Source organism: Rhizorhabdus sp. GW822-FHT03C02, from assembly GCF_058801765.1.
In genome coordinates this window covers 1092116-1110215 of the sequence record NZ_JBXANN010000001.1, presented here as the reverse complement: position 1 = coordinate 1110215, position 18100 = coordinate 1092116, and the positions used below count along the sequence as shown (strand labels likewise).

15 protein-coding genes are annotated in these 18100 nt (G+C 68.5%); 12 read left to right on the top strand and 3 right to left on the bottom strand.

Annotation, left to right across the window (positions count from 1 at the left end; all coding sequences use genetic code 11):
• The 5 genes from asnB to AC1RM6_RS05100 are packed head-to-tail and all read left to right on the top strand — an operon-like array spanning nucleotide 1 to nucleotide 5740.
• Complete coding sequence (gene asnB, locus AC1RM6_RS05120; RefSeq protein ID WP_493098717.1) at nucleotides 1–1920, top strand: asparagine synthase (glutamine-hydrolyzing); 1920 nt, start codon at nucleotides 1–3, stop codon at nucleotides 1918–1920.
• On the top strand, nucleotides 1917–3101 hold the full coding sequence (locus tag AC1RM6_RS05115; protein WP_493098716.1) for a glycosyltransferase: 1185 nt from the start codon (nucleotides 1917–1919) through the stop codon (nucleotides 3099–3101). Before asnB ends, AC1RM6_RS05115 begins: the two co-directional genes overlap by 4 nt.
• The gene (locus tag AC1RM6_RS05110) at nucleotides 3091–3831 is read left to right on the top strand and encodes a class I SAM-dependent methyltransferase (RefSeq protein ID WP_493098715.1); all 741 of its coding nucleotides are present in this window, start codon (nucleotides 3091–3093) and stop codon (nucleotides 3829–3831) included. The genes AC1RM6_RS05115 and AC1RM6_RS05110 overlap by 11 nt, the downstream gene beginning before the upstream one ends.
• Nucleotides 3828–4928 (top strand): acyltransferase family protein, encoded by a 1101-nt coding sequence (locus AC1RM6_RS05105; protein ID WP_493098713.1) that lies wholly within the window; start codon nucleotides 3828–3830, stop codon nucleotides 4926–4928. Before AC1RM6_RS05110 ends, AC1RM6_RS05105 begins: the two co-directional genes overlap by 4 nt.
• Before the next feature lie 5 nt (nucleotides 4929–4933).
• Nucleotides 4934–5740 carry a class I SAM-dependent methyltransferase gene (locus AC1RM6_RS05100; RefSeq protein ID WP_493098711.1) on the top strand — a complete coding sequence of 269 codons (807 nt, stop codon included), beginning with the start codon at nucleotides 4934–4936 and terminating at the stop codon, nucleotides 5738–5740.
• Between the two features lie 117 nt (nucleotides 5741–5857).
• Here AC1RM6_RS05100 and AC1RM6_RS05095 read toward each other — a convergent pair whose 3' ends face one another.
• Entirely contained in the window at nucleotides 5858–6826 is a 969-nt protein-coding gene (locus AC1RM6_RS05095; protein ID WP_493098709.1) for an acyltransferase family protein, read from the bottom strand.
• Complete coding sequence (locus tag AC1RM6_RS05090; RefSeq protein WP_493098707.1) at nucleotides 6823–7935, bottom strand: glycosyltransferase family 4 protein; 1113 nt, start codon at nucleotides 7933–7935, stop codon at nucleotides 6823–6825. Before AC1RM6_RS05090 ends, AC1RM6_RS05095 begins: the two co-directional genes overlap by 4 nt.
• A gap of 153 nt (nucleotides 7936–8088) precedes the next feature.
• Between AC1RM6_RS05090 and AC1RM6_RS05085 the strand changes: the two genes are divergently transcribed.
• The 4 genes from AC1RM6_RS05085 (at nucleotide 8089) to AC1RM6_RS05070 (ending at nucleotide 13675) form a co-directional block, all read left to right on the top strand.
• The gene (locus tag AC1RM6_RS05085) at nucleotides 8089–9444 is read left to right on the top strand and encodes an O-antigen ligase family protein (protein WP_493098705.1); all 1356 of its coding nucleotides are present in this window, start codon (nucleotides 8089–8091) and stop codon (nucleotides 9442–9444) included.
• A gap of 76 nt (nucleotides 9445–9520) precedes the next feature.
• The gene (locus AC1RM6_RS05080) at nucleotides 9521–10210 is read left to right on the top strand and encodes a polysaccharide biosynthesis/export family protein (RefSeq protein ID WP_493098703.1); all 690 of its coding nucleotides are present in this window, start codon (nucleotides 9521–9523) and stop codon (nucleotides 10208–10210) included.
• The gene (locus AC1RM6_RS05075; protein ID WP_493098702.1) at nucleotides 10207–12435 is read left to right on the top strand and encodes a GumC family protein; all 2229 of its coding nucleotides are present in this window, start codon (nucleotides 10207–10209) and stop codon (nucleotides 12433–12435) included. The genes AC1RM6_RS05080 and AC1RM6_RS05075 overlap by 4 nt, the downstream gene beginning before the upstream one ends.
• A 43-nt stretch (nucleotides 12436–12478) precedes the next feature.
• Entirely contained in the window at nucleotides 12479–13675 is a 1197-nt protein-coding gene (locus tag AC1RM6_RS05070) for a tetratricopeptide repeat protein (RefSeq protein WP_493098700.1), read from the top strand.
• 72 nt (nucleotides 13676–13747) lie between these two features.
• Here the strand turns inward: AC1RM6_RS05070 and AC1RM6_RS05065 are convergent, their stop codons facing one another.
• Nucleotides 13748–14098 carry a hypothetical protein gene (locus AC1RM6_RS05065; protein ID WP_493098698.1) on the bottom strand — a complete coding sequence of 117 codons (351 nt, stop codon included), beginning with the start codon at nucleotides 14096–14098 and terminating at the stop codon, nucleotides 13748–13750.
• Nucleotides 14099–14225: 127 nt separating this feature from the next.
• Here AC1RM6_RS05065 and AC1RM6_RS05060 point away from each other — a divergent pair, with 127 nt between their 5' ends.
• From AC1RM6_RS05060 to AC1RM6_RS05050, 3 genes are read left to right on the top strand one after another with little or no spacing between them, the layout of a single operon-like run.
• A complete protein-coding gene (locus AC1RM6_RS05060; RefSeq protein ID WP_493098696.1) occupies nucleotides 14226–14939 on the top strand; it encodes a class I SAM-dependent methyltransferase in 714 nt (237 codons plus the stop codon).
• Nucleotides 14927–16678, top strand: a complete 1752-nt coding sequence (locus AC1RM6_RS05055) for an ATP-binding cassette domain-containing protein (RefSeq protein ID WP_493098694.1) — start codon at nucleotides 14927–14929, stop codon at nucleotides 16676–16678. Before AC1RM6_RS05060 ends, AC1RM6_RS05055 begins: the two co-directional genes overlap by 13 nt.
• A complete protein-coding gene (locus AC1RM6_RS05050; RefSeq protein ID WP_493098692.1) occupies nucleotides 16675–17925 on the top strand; it encodes a nucleotidyltransferase domain-containing protein in 1251 nt (416 codons plus the stop codon). The genes AC1RM6_RS05055 and AC1RM6_RS05050 overlap by 4 nt, the downstream gene beginning before the upstream one ends.
• Nucleotides 17926–18100 lie beyond the last annotated feature (175 nt).

The window sequence follows — 18100 nt, the reverse complement described above, 5'->3', positions numbered from 1 at the left end:
ATGTGCGGGATCGCCGGCTTCGTCGGGCCACGCGCCGACCGCCCGGGCGTCAACCGCCGCGCGCTCGGCCTGATTGCGCATCGCGGGCCCGACGCCGAAGGCGGCTGGCTGTCGCCCGAACGCAATGTCTGGCTCGGCCATCGCCGGCTGTCGATCATCGACCTGTCCGACAAGGGCGCGCAGCCGATGGCGGATGCCGCCGGCGATCTGGTCCTCGTCTATAATGGCGAGATCTACAATTATGTCGAACTCCGCCACGAACTGCGCGCGGCGGGCGCCAGCTTCCGCTCGGACAGCGACAGCGAGGTGATCGTCGAGGGTTATCGGCTGTGGGGCGATCGCGTCCTCGACCGGCTCAACGGCATGTTCGCCTTCGCGCTGCTCGACCGCCGCCACGGCACGATGTTCTGCGCGCGCGACCGCTATGGCGAAAAACCGTTCCTGTTCGCCGAGGGACCGGACCATTTCGCGTTCGCGTCCGAATATAAGAGCCTGTTCGCCTTTCCCGAAATCGGCCTCGCGCATGATCCGGCACGCCTCGTCGCCGAGGCGCTGCAGCCCGGCACCGGCGCCGATTGCGACCGCGCCACCCTCTTCGACGATATCCGCCAGTTGCTGCCCGGCGAGGCGCTGCGGCTCGACCTGGCCAGCGGCCGGTCGACGATCTGGTCCTATTACCGGCCGACTTTCGGCGCCGAGCGCAGCTTCGCCGATCCGCGCGACGCAATGGCCGAGTTTCGCGACCTCTTCGTCGACTCGGTGCGGATCCGCATGCGCTCCGACGTGCCCGTCGGATCCTGCCTGTCGGGCGGCCTCGATTCGAGCGCGATCGTCGGCGCCGCGCGCCACCTGCTCGGCCCCGACATACCCTATCACAGCTTCACCGGCCGCTTCCCCGGCACCCCGGCCGACGAATGGGACTATGCGCGCGACGCGATCGCGATGAGCGACACGACCGCCCATGTCGTCGAGCCCACCGTCGACCGCTTCATCGCCGACCTGCCCGCGTTCATCTGGCACAACGAGCTGCCGGTCGGCTCGTCGAGCCAGTTCGCCCAATGGTGCGTGTTCGCGCTGGCGCGCGACCATGGCATCACGGTCCTGCTCGACGGCCAGGGCGCCGACGAACTGCTCGGCGGCTACGAGCAATATTTCGGCTTCTACGTCCAAAGCCTCGAGCGGCGCGGCGATCATGCCCGGCTCGCCGAGGAGTTGCCGGCGATCCGCGCCCGCTATCCGATGGCGCTGACCCGACCCGGGTCGCGCTGGAAGGAACGGCTGCCGGTGGCGATCCGGCATCGGCTCGCCCGCGCGACCCATCGCGGCGGCGACGCGCTGTTCGGCATCCGTGCCGGTCTCGCCACGCGCTTCGCCGCACGGCGCGAACGGCGCGATGGACCGAGTGGCGATCCGCTGCGCGACGCGCTGATCGAGGACAGCTTCAACCGCGGACTGACCACCCTGCTGCGCTATGGCGACCGCAATTCGATGGCGGCCTCGCGCGAGGTCCGGCTGCCCTTCTGCGATCACCGCCTCGCCGAATTCGCCTTCTCGCTGCCGCCCGAACTGCTGATGGGCGGGGTCCAGACCAAGCGGCTGATCCGCGAGGCGTTGGCCGATTTCCTGCCCATGAGCATCTCGACCCGCTGGAACAAACAGGGTTTCCGGCCGCCGCAGGAACTATGGTTCGAATCGAAGCCGTTCCTCGCGCTGGTCCGCGACACGCTGTCGTCGGAGGCCTTCCGCCACGATCCGATCTGGGATTCGCGCTGGTGGCTCAACGCGCTCGATCGGATCGAGGCGGGCGAGACCGGGCTTGCCTGGACCGTCTGGCAGCCCTTCATCTGCGAGATGTGGAAGGCGCATTTCGTCGCGCCGATCGCGGCGATGAAGGCGGCGGCCGGGGCGGACGCGCCATGAACCTGCTGCTGATCAACGGGTCGCATCCCGGCATCGCCCATGTCTCGGCGGTGCGCGCCTGGCAGTTCGCGCGGGGGCTGGCCGCACTGGGCCACCGCACCACCTATCTGTGCCCCGCCCGCGACGCGACCGACGAGATCGCCGATCCCGCTGCGGCACTGGCGCGTCACGACTGGAGCCGGCCGTTTCTGCTTCCCACCGGTGGCCTCGATGCACCGCCTGCATCGCGATCGTCGGCGATCGGCCGATTGCGGACGGCCGCGGCGATCCTGCGCGCGGGCGGCCATCGCGGGCCGTGGGCGCGGCGGGCGGCGGCGACGATCGGCGGGCTCGGCTTCCGCCCCGACGCAATCTGGGCGACCTTCGGCAATCTCGAAAATCTGCTGCTTGCGCAGCGCCTGGCCCGGCATTTCGACACCCCCTGGATCGCCGACATCAAGGATGATGCCCGTCTCTACCTGCCCACGCCGCTCCGCCGGATCGTCGGCTGGCGGCTTCAGGGCTTTGCCGGCCTCCACTGCAACGCCCAGGGCCGGGTCGACATCGTGCGGCGCTGGCTCGGCGCCGATCCCGAGGTGATCTACAGCGGGGTCGACGACGCCTTCTTCGGCGAAGCCGGGCCACCGCTCCCGCCGCCGCTGCGTCGTCTCGTCCTGGCCGGCAGCCTCTATGGACGCGATCGTCTTGCCGCCTTCCTGCAGGGCGTCGCCGATCATAATCGCCATAGCCCTGCAGCCGCGTTCGACCTGCTCTATCTCGGCCATGATGGTGAGGCGCTGCGTACCTCGGCGGCGGCGCAGGGCGATGCGATACGGATCGCGACGCCTGGCTATGTCGATGCGGCCGAAATGGCGCGTTGCTGCCGCGCCAGCAGCGCGACGGTGTCGCTGACGCTCGACGAAAATTTCCACCACAAGCTGCTCGAATATTTCGCCTGCAACCGGCCGGTGATCGCGTTCGGCGGCGAGCATCCCGAATCGATCGCACTTGCCCGGCGCTGTGGCGCGCGCTTGCATCTTCCGGAGACGGCCGCCGAACTCGCGGCGCTACTCGGCACGATCGCCGCCGCCCCGGCCGATCCCGACGGCGTGCCGTCCGTCGGGTCGCGCTTCTTCACATGGGCCGAGCAGAGCGCGCAGTTCGAACGCAGCATCAGGAGGATGACCGGGCATGACCGATGAACCGGCGACCGTCCACGATCGCGTCGTCCGCGATTATTTCGAAACGACCTCGGGCGCCACGGTGGCGATCGACCCGCGCGCCTTCGATCGCGGGGTCGACGGCGTCGAACGGCTGCTCGGCCCATGGGCGCCGCAGGCCGGCGAGCAGGTCGTCGACCTCGGCTCGGGCCTCGGCGAGACCTGCCGGCTTGCGCTTCGCCGCGGCGCCGCCGGCGCCACCGGAATCAACCTCAGCGCCGGCGAGAACGGCTTTGCCCGCCGGCAGGTGCCCGAGGCCCGGTTCGTCGATGCCGACCTGCTGACCGGCCTTGCCGCGATCGCGACCGCCAGCATCGATCGGGTGACCGCGCTCAACATCCTCGAACATCTCGATCGCGACATGCTCGGCCGCGTTCTCGAAGAGGTCGCGCGCATCCTGCGCCCCTCGGGCTGCCTGATCGCGATGACGCCCAACGCGACCTCGCCGTTCGGCGCGATGACGCGCTATTGGGACATCACCCATCAGCTCGCCTTCACCCCCTCCAGCATCCGCCAGATCGGTCGCCTGACCGGTTTCTCGACCTTCGCCTTCCGCGAATGCGGCCCGCGCCCGCATGGGCTGGTGAGCGCGATACGCTTCCTGCTCTGGCAGGCGATCCGGCTGACGATCAAGTTCCGGCTGCTGGTCGAACTCGCCTCGACCAAGGAGGGCATCTACACCGCGGACATGCTCGCGATGCTGCGCAAGTGACGCCGCCGCATGGCGAACGCGCCCGCCTCGACGGGCTGCAGCAATTGCGTGCAGTCGCGGCGATGCTCGTCGTGCTCTACCATGCCGCCGCCGCCTTCGCGCAGACCGGCTATGTCCGCGGCGTGGCGGCATGGGAACAGATCTTCGTCTTCGGCCATGCCGGGGTCGAGATTTTCTTCGTGCTGAGCGGCTTCATCATCTGCCATGTCCATCTCGCCGATCCGGCCGGGCTGCGTCCTGCGTGGCGCTATCTGCGCAAGCGACTCTTGCGCATCTATCCGCCTGTCGTGCTGGTCGTGCTGGTCACGATCGCCGCCAAGGCGATTGGCGGCCTGCCGCAGTCGGCCGACCAGGTCATCGTGTCGCTGACCCTGGTCCCCTATCGTTTCGCCTATTCGCCCCCGGCGCTGTGGACGCTATCGCACGAGATGCTGTTCTACCTCGTCTTCCTGGCCGTCTTCGTCTCGCGGCGCCTGGGCCTCGCTTTGATCGCCGGCTGGGCGCTGCTGGTGCTCGCGCTGTTTGCGGGCGGTTTCCTCGCGTCGCCGCCGCTCGCCGGGTTGGTGCTGTCGCCCTATAATCTGTTGTTCGCGCTGGGCATCGCCGCCTTTCTGGCCCGGAAGCATCGCTGGCCCGCGCCGGTGATCCTCGCCGGCGGAATCATGGCCTTCGCCGCCGTAGCAGCGCTGGATATCGCCTGGAATTTCGACGGCACGCCGGCGCCGGACCGCCCGATGCGGGTGCTGACCCTCGCTTATGGCGCCGCATCGACCGCCCTTGTGCTGGGGGCCGCCGGCTGTGCCGTCCGCAGCCGTGCGATCACCCTGCTCGGCGAGGCATCCTATTCGATCTATCTGTGGCACGAGCCGGCGCAGCGCGCGCTGGTGCGGCTGCTGGTCCGGTTCGGGCTGATGGATCCGGCGTGGCGGGTCATCGCCATGACGGCGATGACCCTGGCCGGCGTCGGCGCCGGCCTCGTCGCCTGGCGCTTCATCGAGCGGCCGCTGCTCGCGCGGTTGCGCCGCCGCTTCGCGCCGTCCGGCTTGCCGGGTTCGCCGACCACCGATACGGTCTCGACATCCACCCCATCCGGATGACGCGCTTGTTCGCTCGACTCGCCTATGAAGCCAAGGGATTGAACGGCGTCTTCGATCTGTCGACGCGATGCGCCTTCGCGGGCGCGATCCTGCGCAACCTTCCGTCGATCCTGCGGACCCGCAAGCTCACCGCGGCCGATTCGGGCGTCGAACACACGGTCTCGATCCGCTACCGCGGTACGCGCTTCACCTTCCCGCTCGCCGAGATCAATCGACAGACCCGCGCCCACGAACCGACGTCGGCCTTCGGCGCGCTGCGCGAAATGTACGGCCATGACGTCTATCTGCGCCACTTCATGCGCACGCCGGCCGCGCGCACGGTGCTCGATCTCGGCGCCAATCGCGGCTTCTTCGCGCCGATCGCGGCGAAGACGCTCGGCGCCGCCACGGTGATCGCGATCGATCCCGTCACCTATTATCCACCGGTGGCTCTCGGTCTTCTCACCGCCAACGGCATCGATCCGGCGACGGTCCATCGCCACGTCGCCTTTTGCGGCCCGGACGATGCCCCGGGAGTCATCTCGATCGGCGAGGCGATGCGGCAGGCCCGGATCGATCATATCGATTTCTGCAAGATGGATATCGAGGGCGGTGAATTCGCGCTGTTCGCCGCCGATGCGCTGCTGCCGCATATCGACGTGCTGGCCGCCGAACTCCATCCCGGTGAAGGCGATCTCGACATCATCGAGCAGGGCCTTGCCCATCATGGCTTCACCCGGCGATACAGCAACCAGTTCGGCGAACGGGTCGCCCATGTCCGCGCAGACTATGTCTGCGCCGCGCGCGATCCGAGCCTGATACGCGACGATTAGGGCTGCGACTCTCTTATACGCGATCTCGAAGATGCTGACGCATCTTCGATCGATTTGCTCGAGCGCCGCACGGGCTGATACCAGGTCTCGGTGAGTCAGGCGCACCGAGACCTGGTATTATCCGCCGACCAACATACCCAAACCGAGCCGTCGAAATGCGGCATTCAATAAGAGACCACCGCCAACTGCTCCGGCCACGGTCGCCACGCTGACGAGATGATGTTCCGGCACCGAACCGACGGCAATCTCGAGCCTTCCAAGCAGTTGAAGAAACAGCGGATTGCTCAGGAAAATCGGCATGCTGTTGCGTCCGACATAACGCATGCCGTCGGCGGCCCAGGATTTCCTGGGAGCACGCAGCGCCTGGCGAGGACCGGCCGATGCAAGCAACCACGCCGCTCCAAGCGTGACGCTCGCCAGCAGATAAGGCGATCCCGATCCATTCGCTTCGATCAGATGCGCCATTTCCCAGGGCGCGGCCAAAAGAGCGGGCGCGAGAAACAATAGCCAGGATTTGACGGCAAAGCCGCGCGCCAATGCGATGCCGATCGCCATATAGGGAAGCCAATAGATGAACGGCCGATCGCCCAGTCGGGCCATGATGGAATTTTCGAAAATCACATAATCGGCGAATATGTTGAACAAGAGCCCCAGGATGACGATCGGAACGAACGCCGATCCCGTTACCCAACGCCGCGCCACCGGCAAAACCCAGATCAATTGGAACAGGATGATGAAAAAATACTGCCCCGCCCAACCATAGCCGCCCAACCAGCCGCCCAAAAATGTATGAATGGGCGTCGACGCCCATCGATCGGCGGGCAGATTCAAACCTATATAGATGGCGGTCCAGAATAGATAAGGCGGCAAGAGGCGAAGAGAACGCATCCTTGCATAGCGCCAGCCATCGGTCCGCTGCCGCAGACCAAGTTCGTAGTGAAATGCCCAGATGCCTATGAACAGGGGCACGCCAAATCGAAAAATATCGGCATATGGCAATTCGGCATGAATGCAGACGACACCGATGATCGCGACGGCCTTGAGCTCATCCGATCGACCGTTGCGTTCCCGATGATCGGCACTCATCGCGACGCCAAGTGCGTCCAGCCTTCGGCCGTCGCCGCCCGAATCCGCGTCTTGAACCGGTCCACCGCGAAAAATTCGAGTCCATCCGGCACCGCCTTCGGCGTCGCCAGCGCGGTCTCGATCGCCGCCTGCAAGGCCATGGGATCGTCGGGATCGACGATCTGCCCCAGGGCGCCGTCGCGAACCGCCTCGCGCCCGCCGTCGAGGCTGCTTGCGATCACCGGCACGCCCGAGGCCATCGCCTCGAGCAGGACGATGCCGAAACCCTCGCCGCGGCTCGGCATCGCATAGACGTCGGCCAGCCGGTAGAGGTCGGCCTTCTCGCCCTCGGCGACCATCCCGGTGAACATGACCCGGTCGGCGACACCGAGCTGCTGCGCTTTGGCGCGCAGCCGGGCCATGTCGTCGCCGTCACCGGCGATCATATAGACCAGGTCGGGATGCCGCGCCGCGAGCGCGGGCATCGCCTGCAATATCTGGTCGAAGCCCTTGTAGCGCTCGGACGGCGCCAGCCGCCCCAGGGTCAGGATCACCCGCCGCCCCTCGACGCCGAAACGGCGCGCAAGCGCGGGGTTGCGTGGGCCGGGCGCGAAGGCGTTGAGATCGATCGCGTTCGGCACCACCCGGCATCGCGCGGGATCGACCCGCGCCCAGCCGAGGAAGCGGTCGATCGTCAGCCGGCTCACCGCCAGCACCCGGTCGGCCCGTCTCGCCGCGAAACCGACCGCCGCCCGGCCACCCGGCGTCCAGGCTTCGACCCCGTGCAACCCGAGCAGCCAGGGCCTGCGCGTCAGTCGCGCCACCAGCCATGCGAGCGGCGCGAGGTTGATGTGCGCGCAATAGATGAGATCGAACCGGCCGCCCGCGATCGCGTGGCGCAGGCAGGTGCGCACATAGGCCGCCGGTCCGGCGAGCCCGCGGACATCGAAATCGATCTTCGGCGGCAGGCCCTCGATCGGCAGCCGCGCGAGCCGCGGCACCGCCACGATCTCTTCGACGGTCGGGTCTTCGGCGAGCGCCGCCAGCATTTCCCGGTTATAGGCGGCGATGCCGCCATGGCCGCCATAAGCGTCGGTCAGCAGCACCAATATGCGACGCCTGCGCTGCACCTTCGCGCTCCCCGATGAGCCCGGCCCGATCGCCGGACCGCTTCTGGCGGCATAAGCGGACGCGAACGCGCCGTGCAACGGCCAAACCGCGCGACTTGGCACCACGACCCCCGATCGGTAGAGCGCATGCGCAATCCAGCGAGGTTCCGCAGCATGCGCCCAAGGCTCGCCATCCCGCCCGGCGGGGCGATATTCGCCGCCGCGGCGACGCTGACCGCGTCGGCGATGCTGTTCGGCGGCGCCTCGCGCGGCGACGTCGCAGCGCCGCTCGTGCCGGCCGCGATCGGGCTGATCGCGCTGGTCTGGCTGGTCTGGACCGCACCTGACGGAACGCTGCGCTACGATCGCATGGCGATGATCCTCTGGATCATCCTGTTCGCGCTGCCGATCGCCCAGCTGATCCCCCTGCCCTGGTCGATATGGACCGCGCTTCCGGCGCGCGAGCGCATCGTCGCGGTCGATCGGCTGCTCGGCCAGACGCCATGGCGCCCGATCAGCCTGGCGCCGGACCGCACGATGGCCGGGCTGCTCGCACTCGTCCCCGCCTTTTCCGCCTTCCTGCTCGCCGGCCGGCTCGACGGCGCCGGCCGGTCGCGCCTGCTCCGGCTGATCCTGGTCATCGCAATCGCGTCCGCGCTGCTCGGGCTCGCCCAGATGTCGGGCCGCTTCTATCTCTACGACGTCACCAACCGCGATGCCGGGGTCGGCCTGTTCGCCAACGCCAACCATCAGGGCCTGTTGCTCGCGATCGGCTGCGCGATCGCGCTCGGACAGTTCGGTGAGGCGCTGCGCCGACCGGGACGGCGGCGAGGAGCTTGGGCGCCATGGATAGCGGCAACGGCGCTTCTCGTCGCCGGCGGGATCGCCGCCGGATCGCGGGCCGGCTATGCGCTGATCGCGATCGCCCTGGCCGGCGGTGCCTTCCTCTGCCTGCCCGATCAACGCCGCCATCGCGGGCCATGGGTGCTCGCCGGCTGCGGGCTGGCGGCCGGCGCCGTCCTCGTCGGCTTGCGGCTGGCCGGGCGGCTGCCGATCGGCGCCGCGCAGGAGGAAAGGCTGTTGCTGCTGCCGCTCTATGGCCGGATGATCGCCGATCAATGGCCGTTCGGCTCGGGGGGCGGGACGTTCGACCCGCTGTTCCGATCCTATGAAACGCTCGACATGCTGCGCTTCGCCTATCTCAACCATGCGCACAACGACTATGCCGAGATCGCGATCGACGCCGGGCTTCCGGGCGTCGCCGTGATCGCCGCCTTCCTCATATGGTGGTTCCGCCGTGCCCGGACCGCATGGCGCGGGACCGGGGCCACGGCCCGGCACGGGCAACTGGCCGCGCTGCTCTGCGCGCTGTGCCTGCTGCATTCGCTGGTCGATTATCCGCTGCGGACCACGGCGATATCGGTGCTCTTCGCGATCGGCTGTGCCTTTCTCGCCGCCGCCGCATCGCCCGGCGCCAAGGTGGATCGCAGCGAGGCTTTTCAAAGGCCGGACGCCAGCCCTATAGAATGAAGCCTCGGCCAGCCGCCCTTTGCCGGGACGGTGTCAGGCTCCTGGGGAGGGTGAGATTCGGACGCGTCTTCTGATATTGCTGGCGGTCGCGACGGCGCTGCCGGGCTGCGCCGGGAATAGCGGCCTCGATCCGCGCCGCGCGAGCGCGGTGACGGTCGCGAGCCAGTTGCCCGCGCCCGGGCTGCAGGACCTGCTCGCCACCCAGTCCGAATATCGAATCGGTCCGTTCGACAAGGTCGAGGTGTCGGTGTTCGGCGTTCCCGAACTCGCCCGCGCCGCCCAGATCGATTCGGCCGGCGGGTTCAGCATGCCGCTGATCGGCACGATTTCCGCCGCAGGCCTGACCACCGGCGAACTCGCCCGCCAGATCGCCGCCGCGCTGGAAAAACGCTATATCCGCGACCCGCAGGTCAGCGTCGACCTGGTCGAAGCCGCCAGCCAGCAGGTGACGGTCGACGGGTCGGTGAAGAATCCCGGCAAATATCCGATCCCCGGCGGCAGCACCCTGATGCAGGCGATCGCCATTTCAGGCGGTGCGAGCGAATTCGCCCGGCTGAACGACATCGTCGTGTTCCGGACGGTCGCGAACAAGAAGATGGCGGCGCTGTTCAGCCTTCGCGACATACGCGCCGGCCGTGCGGCCGACCCCGAAATCTATGGCAACGACATCGTCGTCGTCGGCGACAATGGCGGCAAGCGGCTGTTGCGCGACCTGATCCAGGTAACCCCGCTCGTCGGCGTCTTCTACCAGGTGTTCCGGCGATGAACGCTGAAATCCCGGCCATGGCCGAACCGTCGCCCCCCGCCCAGCCGCACGACCCGATGGCGCCGCTGCATCATCCTGCGCCCGATGGCGACAGCCCGCTTACGACCTATGTGCAGATCGTCATCCGCCGTCGCTGGATCATCCTGGCCTGCATCGCGATCGGCCTGGCCGGCGGTATCGCCACGACGCTGATGACCAAGCGGCTCTATCGTGCCGGCACCACGCTTGAGATCGCGCGCGAATCGGCGCGCGTGCTGGGCACCGAAACCGTCGAGCCGCGCTCGGCCGCGCTCAACCAGGAATTCTACCAGACCCAATATGGGCTGCTGAAAAGCCGCTCGCTCGCGACGATGGTGGTCAAGCGGCTCCGCCTCGCCGAGAATCCGACCTTTCTCTACGGCTACGGCGGCGGCACCCCGCCACAGGAGACGCTGCCGCTCACCCCCGCCCGCCGCGAGCAGCTCGAACGGAGCGCCGCAGGCACCCTGCTCGCTTATCTGACGATCGCTCCGGTGCGCGCATCGAGCCTGGTCGAGGTCAGCTTCGCGAGCCCCGATCCGAAATTGTCGGCCGACGTCGTCAACGCGCTCGCCGAAAGTTTCATCACCTCGAACCTGTCGCGACGCTTCGCCGCCTCGGCCTATGCCCGCAAATTCCTCGAGGACCGGCTGACCCAGGTCCGTGCCCATCTCGAGGAATCCGAACGTGCGCTGGTCGACTATGCCGGCAAGCAGCGGATCATCAATCTCGACGCGCCGGGTTCGCGGAACGGCAATAATGGCGAGGCCGCCGGCCAGTCGCTGACCACTGCCGATCTGAGCGCGCTCAATGCCGCGCTGGCCACCGCGACCGCCGATCGGATCGCCGCCGAGGCACGCTACACCGCGACGTCGCAAGCCGCGAACGGCCCCTCGCCACAGGCCATGCAGGATGTGACCAGCACGTCGCTGCGCAGCGCGCGGGCCGAACTTTCCGCGCAATATTCGAAGCTGCTCCAGCAGTTCAAACCCGATTATCCGACGATGGTGGCACTCCGCCAGCAGATCGGCGAACTCGATCGCCAGATCAATTCGGGCCAGGCCAATGTGCTGGGGTCGATCAAGAACGACTATGTCGTCGCCCGCAAGCGCGAGGGCGAACTGCAGACGAAGGTCGACCGGCTGAAGGACGACGTCGTCGACCTGCGCCGCCGCACCATCCAGTACAACATCTTCCAGCGTGACGCCGACACCAACCGCACCCTCTATGAAGGCCTCCTCCAGCGCTACAAGGAGGTCGGCATCTCCGGCGGCATCGGCACCAACAATATCTCGGTCGTCGATCCCGCGCTGGTGCCCGGCGGGCCGTTCACGCCGAAGCCCATGCTGAACCTGATGATCGGGCTGCTCGCCGGCCTGCTGGTCGGCGCAGGGATCGCTTTCGTTCTCGAACAGCTCGACGAATCGATCATCGCCCCCGACGACCTTGAGCGCAAGCTGGCGATACCGCTGCTCGGCAACGTCCCGCGGATGCCGGCGGGCAGCGACACCTATGCGATGCTCTACGACGGCAAGTCGGTGCTGTCGGAGGCCTATCTGTCGGTGCAGACCGCGCTGCGCTTCTCGACGCGCAACGGCGCGCCGCGGGCGCTGCTGGTCACCAGCGGCCGCCCGGCGGAGGGCAAGTCGACCACCGCGATCGCGATCGCGCGCAATTTCGCGAGCCTCGGCCGCAAGGTCGTGCTGATCGACGGCGACCTGCGCAACCCGTCGGTCCACCGTGTGGTCAGCCTGCCCAACCTGCGCGGTCTCAGCGATCTGCTGGCCGGCGGCGGCGATCCCGCCACGATCGTGCAGACCGGCGATATCGACAATCTCGAGATCATCACCTCGGGTCCGCTGCCGCCCAACCCGGCCGAATTGCTAGCGGGCCCGCGGCTCGAGCAGTTGATCGCAAGACTTCTCGAACGGGTCGATCATGTCGTGATCGACGGGCCGCCGGTCGTCGGCCTTGCCGACGCGCCGCTGATGGCGGCGCATGTCGAGGCGACGGTGTTCGTGATCGCCGCCAGCGAAACCCGCACCCGCGCCGCACGGATCGCACTGCGCCGGCTGGCCGACGTCCGCGCCCATATCGTCGGCGCGATCCTGACCAAGTTCGACATCCGGGTCGCCGGCTATGGTTATGGCTATGGGTACGGCTATGATTACGACTATGGCCGCAAGCGTGGCAAAGGGTCGGACTGATCCACACCCCGGCGGGCTGACGATCCCCAGCGGGAACCGCGCGGTGCGGCTGGGCATGATCGCGCTCGCCGCACTGGTCGTCGCGACGCTGTTTCGGTCGGGTGTCGCCGATATGCTGGCCGATCGCCGGCCCGACCTCGCCTGGCGGATCGCCCCCGGCCACGCCCATGCGCTCGCCCGCCATGACGACAGCCTGATGACCGTCGCCCGCAGCGAGGCCGATGCCGCGCGCGTCGAGGCGATCGCACGTGCGGCGCTCGCGCGATCGCCGATCGAGGTCGGCGCGCTGCGCAATCTCGGGCTGGTGGCAGCCGCGCGGCACGGGGACGCGCAGGCAGCGCGGCCCTGGCTCGATCTCGCCGCGCACCTGTCGCTGCGCGACCTGCCGTCGCATCTCTGGCTGTTCGAACAATATCGCCAGGCGGGCGACGCCGCCGGCGCGATCGCCGAAGCCGATCTCCTATTGCGGCAGAACGGCGCGATCTGGACCGACGTCCTGCCGAAGCTCGCCGGCATCGCGCTGCGGCCGGACGCGGTCGCGCCGATGGCGCGAACGCTGGCCCGCAACCCCGACTGGCGCGGGACCTTCCTGATCGTCGCCAGCCAGCAGCCTGGCAGCCGCGAACCGATATTCGGGCTGTTCCGGCGGATGGCCCGCCTCGGGGCGCCGCCGACCATCGACGAGATCGCAGGCTATTTCGCCAGCCCGGTGTCCTGGGACGATCCGGCGATGGTCCTCGCCTATTGGCGGCAACTGGTCGGCGGGCCGCTGGCCGATCCGAACCTGCTGATCCGCGACGGCGGTTTCGCCGGCAGCCCCGCGCCGCCGCCGTTCAACTGGCGCTTCTTCGATCGCGACGGCGGGGCGGCCCATATCGCACCAGCCGCCGACGGTCGCGACCATGTCCTCGCTGTGTCGCTCGACGGCAACCGCGACGTCGTCCTCGCCGAACAGATGCTCGCGCTGCGGCCGGGTCGATATCGCCTCGATACGATGCTCGTCGACTCCGACCGGCTGGCCGCCGGCCAGCTGGCCTGGTCGATCGCGTGCGTCGGACGACCATCCCGGGTCGACATCACCCCGGTCGCGCGCGCCGCGACGATCCTCGGCGGGCAGATCGTCGCGGTGCCTGCGGACTGTCCGCTGCAACGGCTCTCGCTGGAAGGGCGGTCGGTGTTCGATCCCGTTCCGGCGACCGCGGCGCTGGGATCGGTCGACATCAGCCCCACCGGGGCCTGAAAACGACAAAGGCCGCCGAAACCGGCGGCCTCTGTTCATCCCCGAGGGGACATTCGTCGGAAAAGGCCCGAATTACGGGCTGCTCGATCCGCCGCTCGTCGCCACCAAGGTTCCAGCCGCGATCGCAGCGGCACCGGCAACGAGCCCGGTGGTTAGCGAGATCCCGCCGGCGGCACCAGCCGCGCCCGTCGCACCAGTCGTCCCGGCGGTCGCCGTGCCGCTCGCCCCCGAACCCGACGAGCTTCCGACCTTGCCGGCCTTCTTGGCGCCGCGGGGGATCTTGCCCTTCTTCACGCCCGGCGTATCAGCCGAAGTCGGGTTCGCATCGGGCGCGGGAACCGCGTCCTGCGCCGCTGCCAGCGTCGCCGAGGTCATCATGCCGAAAGCGACCATCGCACCGATCAATCGAACCGATCTGCGCATCTTCTTCTCCTAGGAAGCCGTTGCGGCCTCAATCCCACAATATGATGATAAAAACAACTCCGCTCGCCTTTCGGATCCCATCCCTTTGATATTAACGGCCGGCCGCAGCATGTTTATAAGGCGGGCCGTGCCAGACGCGATTTCCTTTCACGACGCCGTCGCAACCCGCTTCGATGCCGCCTATGCGCGCTCGCCGGCGTTCCGCGAACGCCACGACCTGTGGACGCGCACGATTGCGGAACTGGTCCGGCCCGGCATGGCGGTGCTCGATGCCGGATGCGGCAGCGGTGTCTTCGCCTTCGCGGCGGCCGCAGCCGGCGCCGATGTGACCGCGATCGACGGCAGCGCCGAGATGATCGCGCTTTGCCGCGGCAAAGCGACCGGCACGATCGGACGGACCGATTTCTCGGTCGCCAGGATCGAAGACATGGTCGATTGGGCGCCCGCCCGTTTCGATGCGATCCTCTGTTCGAGCGTCCTCGAATATGTCGACGACCTCGCGGCGGCGCTCGCACGATTCGCGCGCCTGCTCGCACCCCGCGGCGTGCTGGTCCTGTCGATGCCGAACGCCGATTCGCTCTATCGCCGGGCCGAACGCATCGTCTTTCGGCTGACCGGCCGACCGGCTTATTACGCCTTCGTCCGGCATGTCGTCACCGCCGGGGCGATGACCGCGCGGCTCGAAGACGCTGGCTTCGCCGTCGACCGGACCATCTATTATGCCGATCCGCCGATCCCGATCGGGCTGGCCGCGCCGATGGGCAACGATCGGCGGCGCAAGTCGCTGTTCATGACGGTCGCCCGGCGGCGCCGCGACGACGAGCCGCCATGTCCCCGCTGATCGCGCTGCTGCCGCGGCGCCGGCTCGCCCGACTGGTCGCGCTCGAGATCCTGACCGGGCTGAGCGAGGGGCTGAGCCTGGCGATGCTGCCGCTGCTGCTCGCGCTCGTGCTGGGCGGCCAGGGCCGGCTGATCGGGGCCGCGATCGCAACGCTCGGGCGCGACGTCACCCTGATCGCGGCGCTGGCGACATTCGGGGCCGCGGTCGCGGTCCGCTCCTGGCTGGCGCTGTGCCGCGATCGCGACATCGCCCGCGCCAACCGCGACATCGTCGAAGGGCTGCATGCGCAGGTCGTCCGGGCGATCGCCCACGGACCGTGGCCGTTGATCGCGGCCCAACCCAAAGGCAGCCTGTTGTCGCTGCTCAGCACCGAACTGGCGAACGCCGGCGCCTGCATCCAGTCGCTGTTGCGGCTGCCGGCGAGCACGATCCTGGTGCTCGCCCAATTGACCGCCGCGCTGTGGATCAGCCCCGCGCTGACCGCGATCGCGTTGGGCCTGGTCGTACCGGCGGCGATCCTCCTGCGCTGGCGTACCCAGCGGGTCTATCGCACCGCGCTGCGGCTCGTCGCGGGCAATGCCGCCTTCGCCGCCACCGCCAATGTCCTCCTCGACGGGCTGCGCCTCGCCCGCGTCCATGGCAACACCGCCGGCCTCGAAGCGCGCACCCGCGCGGCGTTCGGCGTCGTTGCAGGGGCACAGGCGCAGTTCCAGATCGACTTCGCGACGGCACGGATGCGGTTCGAGATCGTCGCGCTGGCGGCGCTGACCATGCTGATCCTGGTCGGCATGCTCGTGCTGCACCGGCCCGCCGCCGAATTGCTGCTGATCGCGGCGCTGGCGACGCGGCTCACCCCGATCGCGCGCGGCACCGTCGCCTCCTATCAGCAATATCTGCGGCTCAAGCCTTCGCTCGATGCGCTGCTGGCGATGGCCCACCTGTTCGCCGCGCCCGACACCGCGCGGCCCGCGCGAACCGCCCCGCCGCTGAACGACGCGCTCACTTTGTCCGATGTCGGCTTCGGCCATGACGACCGCCCCTTGTTTGCCGGCCTGTCGCTGTCGTTTCCGGCCCGCCGCATCACCGCGCTGGCCGGCGCGAGCGGCAGCGGCAAGACCAGCCTGATCGAACTGATCTCCGGCCTGCTGATACCCCAGGCCGGACGGATCGAGGTGGACGGGGTCGATCTCGCCACGATCGATCCGGCAAGCTGGCACCGGGCGATCGCCTGGGTGCCGCAGGACAGCTTCGTCGCCGAGGGGACGATCCGCGACAATCTTCTGTGGGCGAAGCCCGACGCCGGGCCGGCCGAGATCGCCGAAGCACTCGATCGGGCCGGCCTCGCGGACCTCGTCGCCGGTCTCGAACAGGGCATCGACACCGCGCTCGGCGATCGCGGGCTCGGCTGGTCGAACGGCGAGCGGCAGCGGCTGGCGATCGCGTGCGCGTTGGTCCGCAAGCCGGCATTGCTGCTGCTCGACGAACCGACCAGCGCGCTCGATCCGGCGAACGAGGCCCGCTTCGTGGCGATGCTCGCCGGCCTGCGCGAAAGCATGACGATCGTCATCGCCACCCACCTGCCCGCGCCGCTCGCGATCGCCGACCGGATCGTCCGGCTCGACGGCCGGGTGCGCCCCAAGACGGTGATCGTCGAAGATGTGCCCGCGCGCCCGTCGGACGACATCCCGATCGGCGGTGCCGGACGCCAGGGGATGACGGCGATGGGTTCGCTCGGGTGACCGCCTCCGGTCTCACCACCCCCGCTTTCCGCCTGATCGCCCGCGCCACGTCCGAAGCCACGGGCATCGCGATCGCGGGGGATCCTGTGCCCGCTTCTGCCGCCGATGTGATCGCCCTCGCTCGTCGGCACCGCCTGCCCGCCCCGGTCCTCGCCGCGCTGGCGTGCGCGCCGATGCTCGCCCAGGCCGATCAGCGACAGCTCGCGGCGATGGCGACCGAGGCCCGCCATGCCGCGCTCGGCCTCGCCGCGGCGCTGGTCCGCATCGCCCGCGCGCTCGATGAGGCGGGTGTCCGCCATCTGATCCTCAAGGGGCCGGCACTTGCCGAGCGGCTCTATGGCGACGTCACCGCGCGGCACGGCAAGGATCTCGACATCGTGATCGAACCCTCGGCGATCGCGGCGGCGCATGCGGTGCTGGCCGGCCTCGGCTTCACGCGCAGCCGCAAGACCGGTCCCGCGCCGGCCGACAGCGCCGCGCTGCGCCGTGTCGAGAAGGAGGATGGCTATCGCAGCGCCGACGGGCGGATCGAGGTCGAGCTCCATTGGCGCCTGTTCAGCCTGGCGGCGCTACTGCCGCTGAGCTTCGACCGGCTGTGGCGGGAACATGCGACAACCCATCTCGCCGGCCAACCCATTGCGACGCTCTCGCCGCCCCACGAATTTCTCTATCTCTGCTGCCATGGCGCGCTGCACGGCTGGTTCCGGCTGAAATGGCTGCAGGATATCGCGCGCATCATCGCCGGCTCATCCGCCGCCGATCTCGGCGTGGCCGCCGATCTCACCCGCACGCTGCGGCTCGAACCCGCGGTCGGCAGCAGTCTTCGCCTTGCCAACGAGATCCTGTCGGTCGCGATACCCGAAGCGCTTGCGGCGATTGCCGCGCGATCGCCCGCAAGCGATGCGCTGCTCGATTTCTACCGCGCGTCGCTGGCAGCCCCCGTCGCAGCACCTTCGTCGCGCGGAACGGTGGCGATGATCCGTCTGTTCCTGCTGCGCGCGCGTCTCAGCCGGTCGCTCGATTTCAAGCGGTCGGTCATCGCGAGCACATTCGTCACGGGAAGCGACGTGCTGTCGCTCCCGCTGCCGCAATGGGCTTTTGCGCTCTATTATCCGCTCCGTCCCTTGCTGCTGCTGATGCGCCGGATACGGGGCCAGCGTCCGAAACCTGCGGAATCCGCCATTCTCCATCGCCCCGTCGCCGGGACGGCGCCACCCCCGCCATCCGAAAAAAAGATTTCGCAGTGAGTCTTTCGAGTCACACCACAAGCGGTTGAGTCGCTGCATGGGTGCGGGACTCAACCGCTTGTGCCAGACTCCTTATGTTCTCCCCGGCCATGGACGCTATCCCGCCTCCGGCATCGTCCCACCCCGGTTGACCGGCGAGTCGCGACGACTCATGACGCCTGTCAACAGCGAAAAG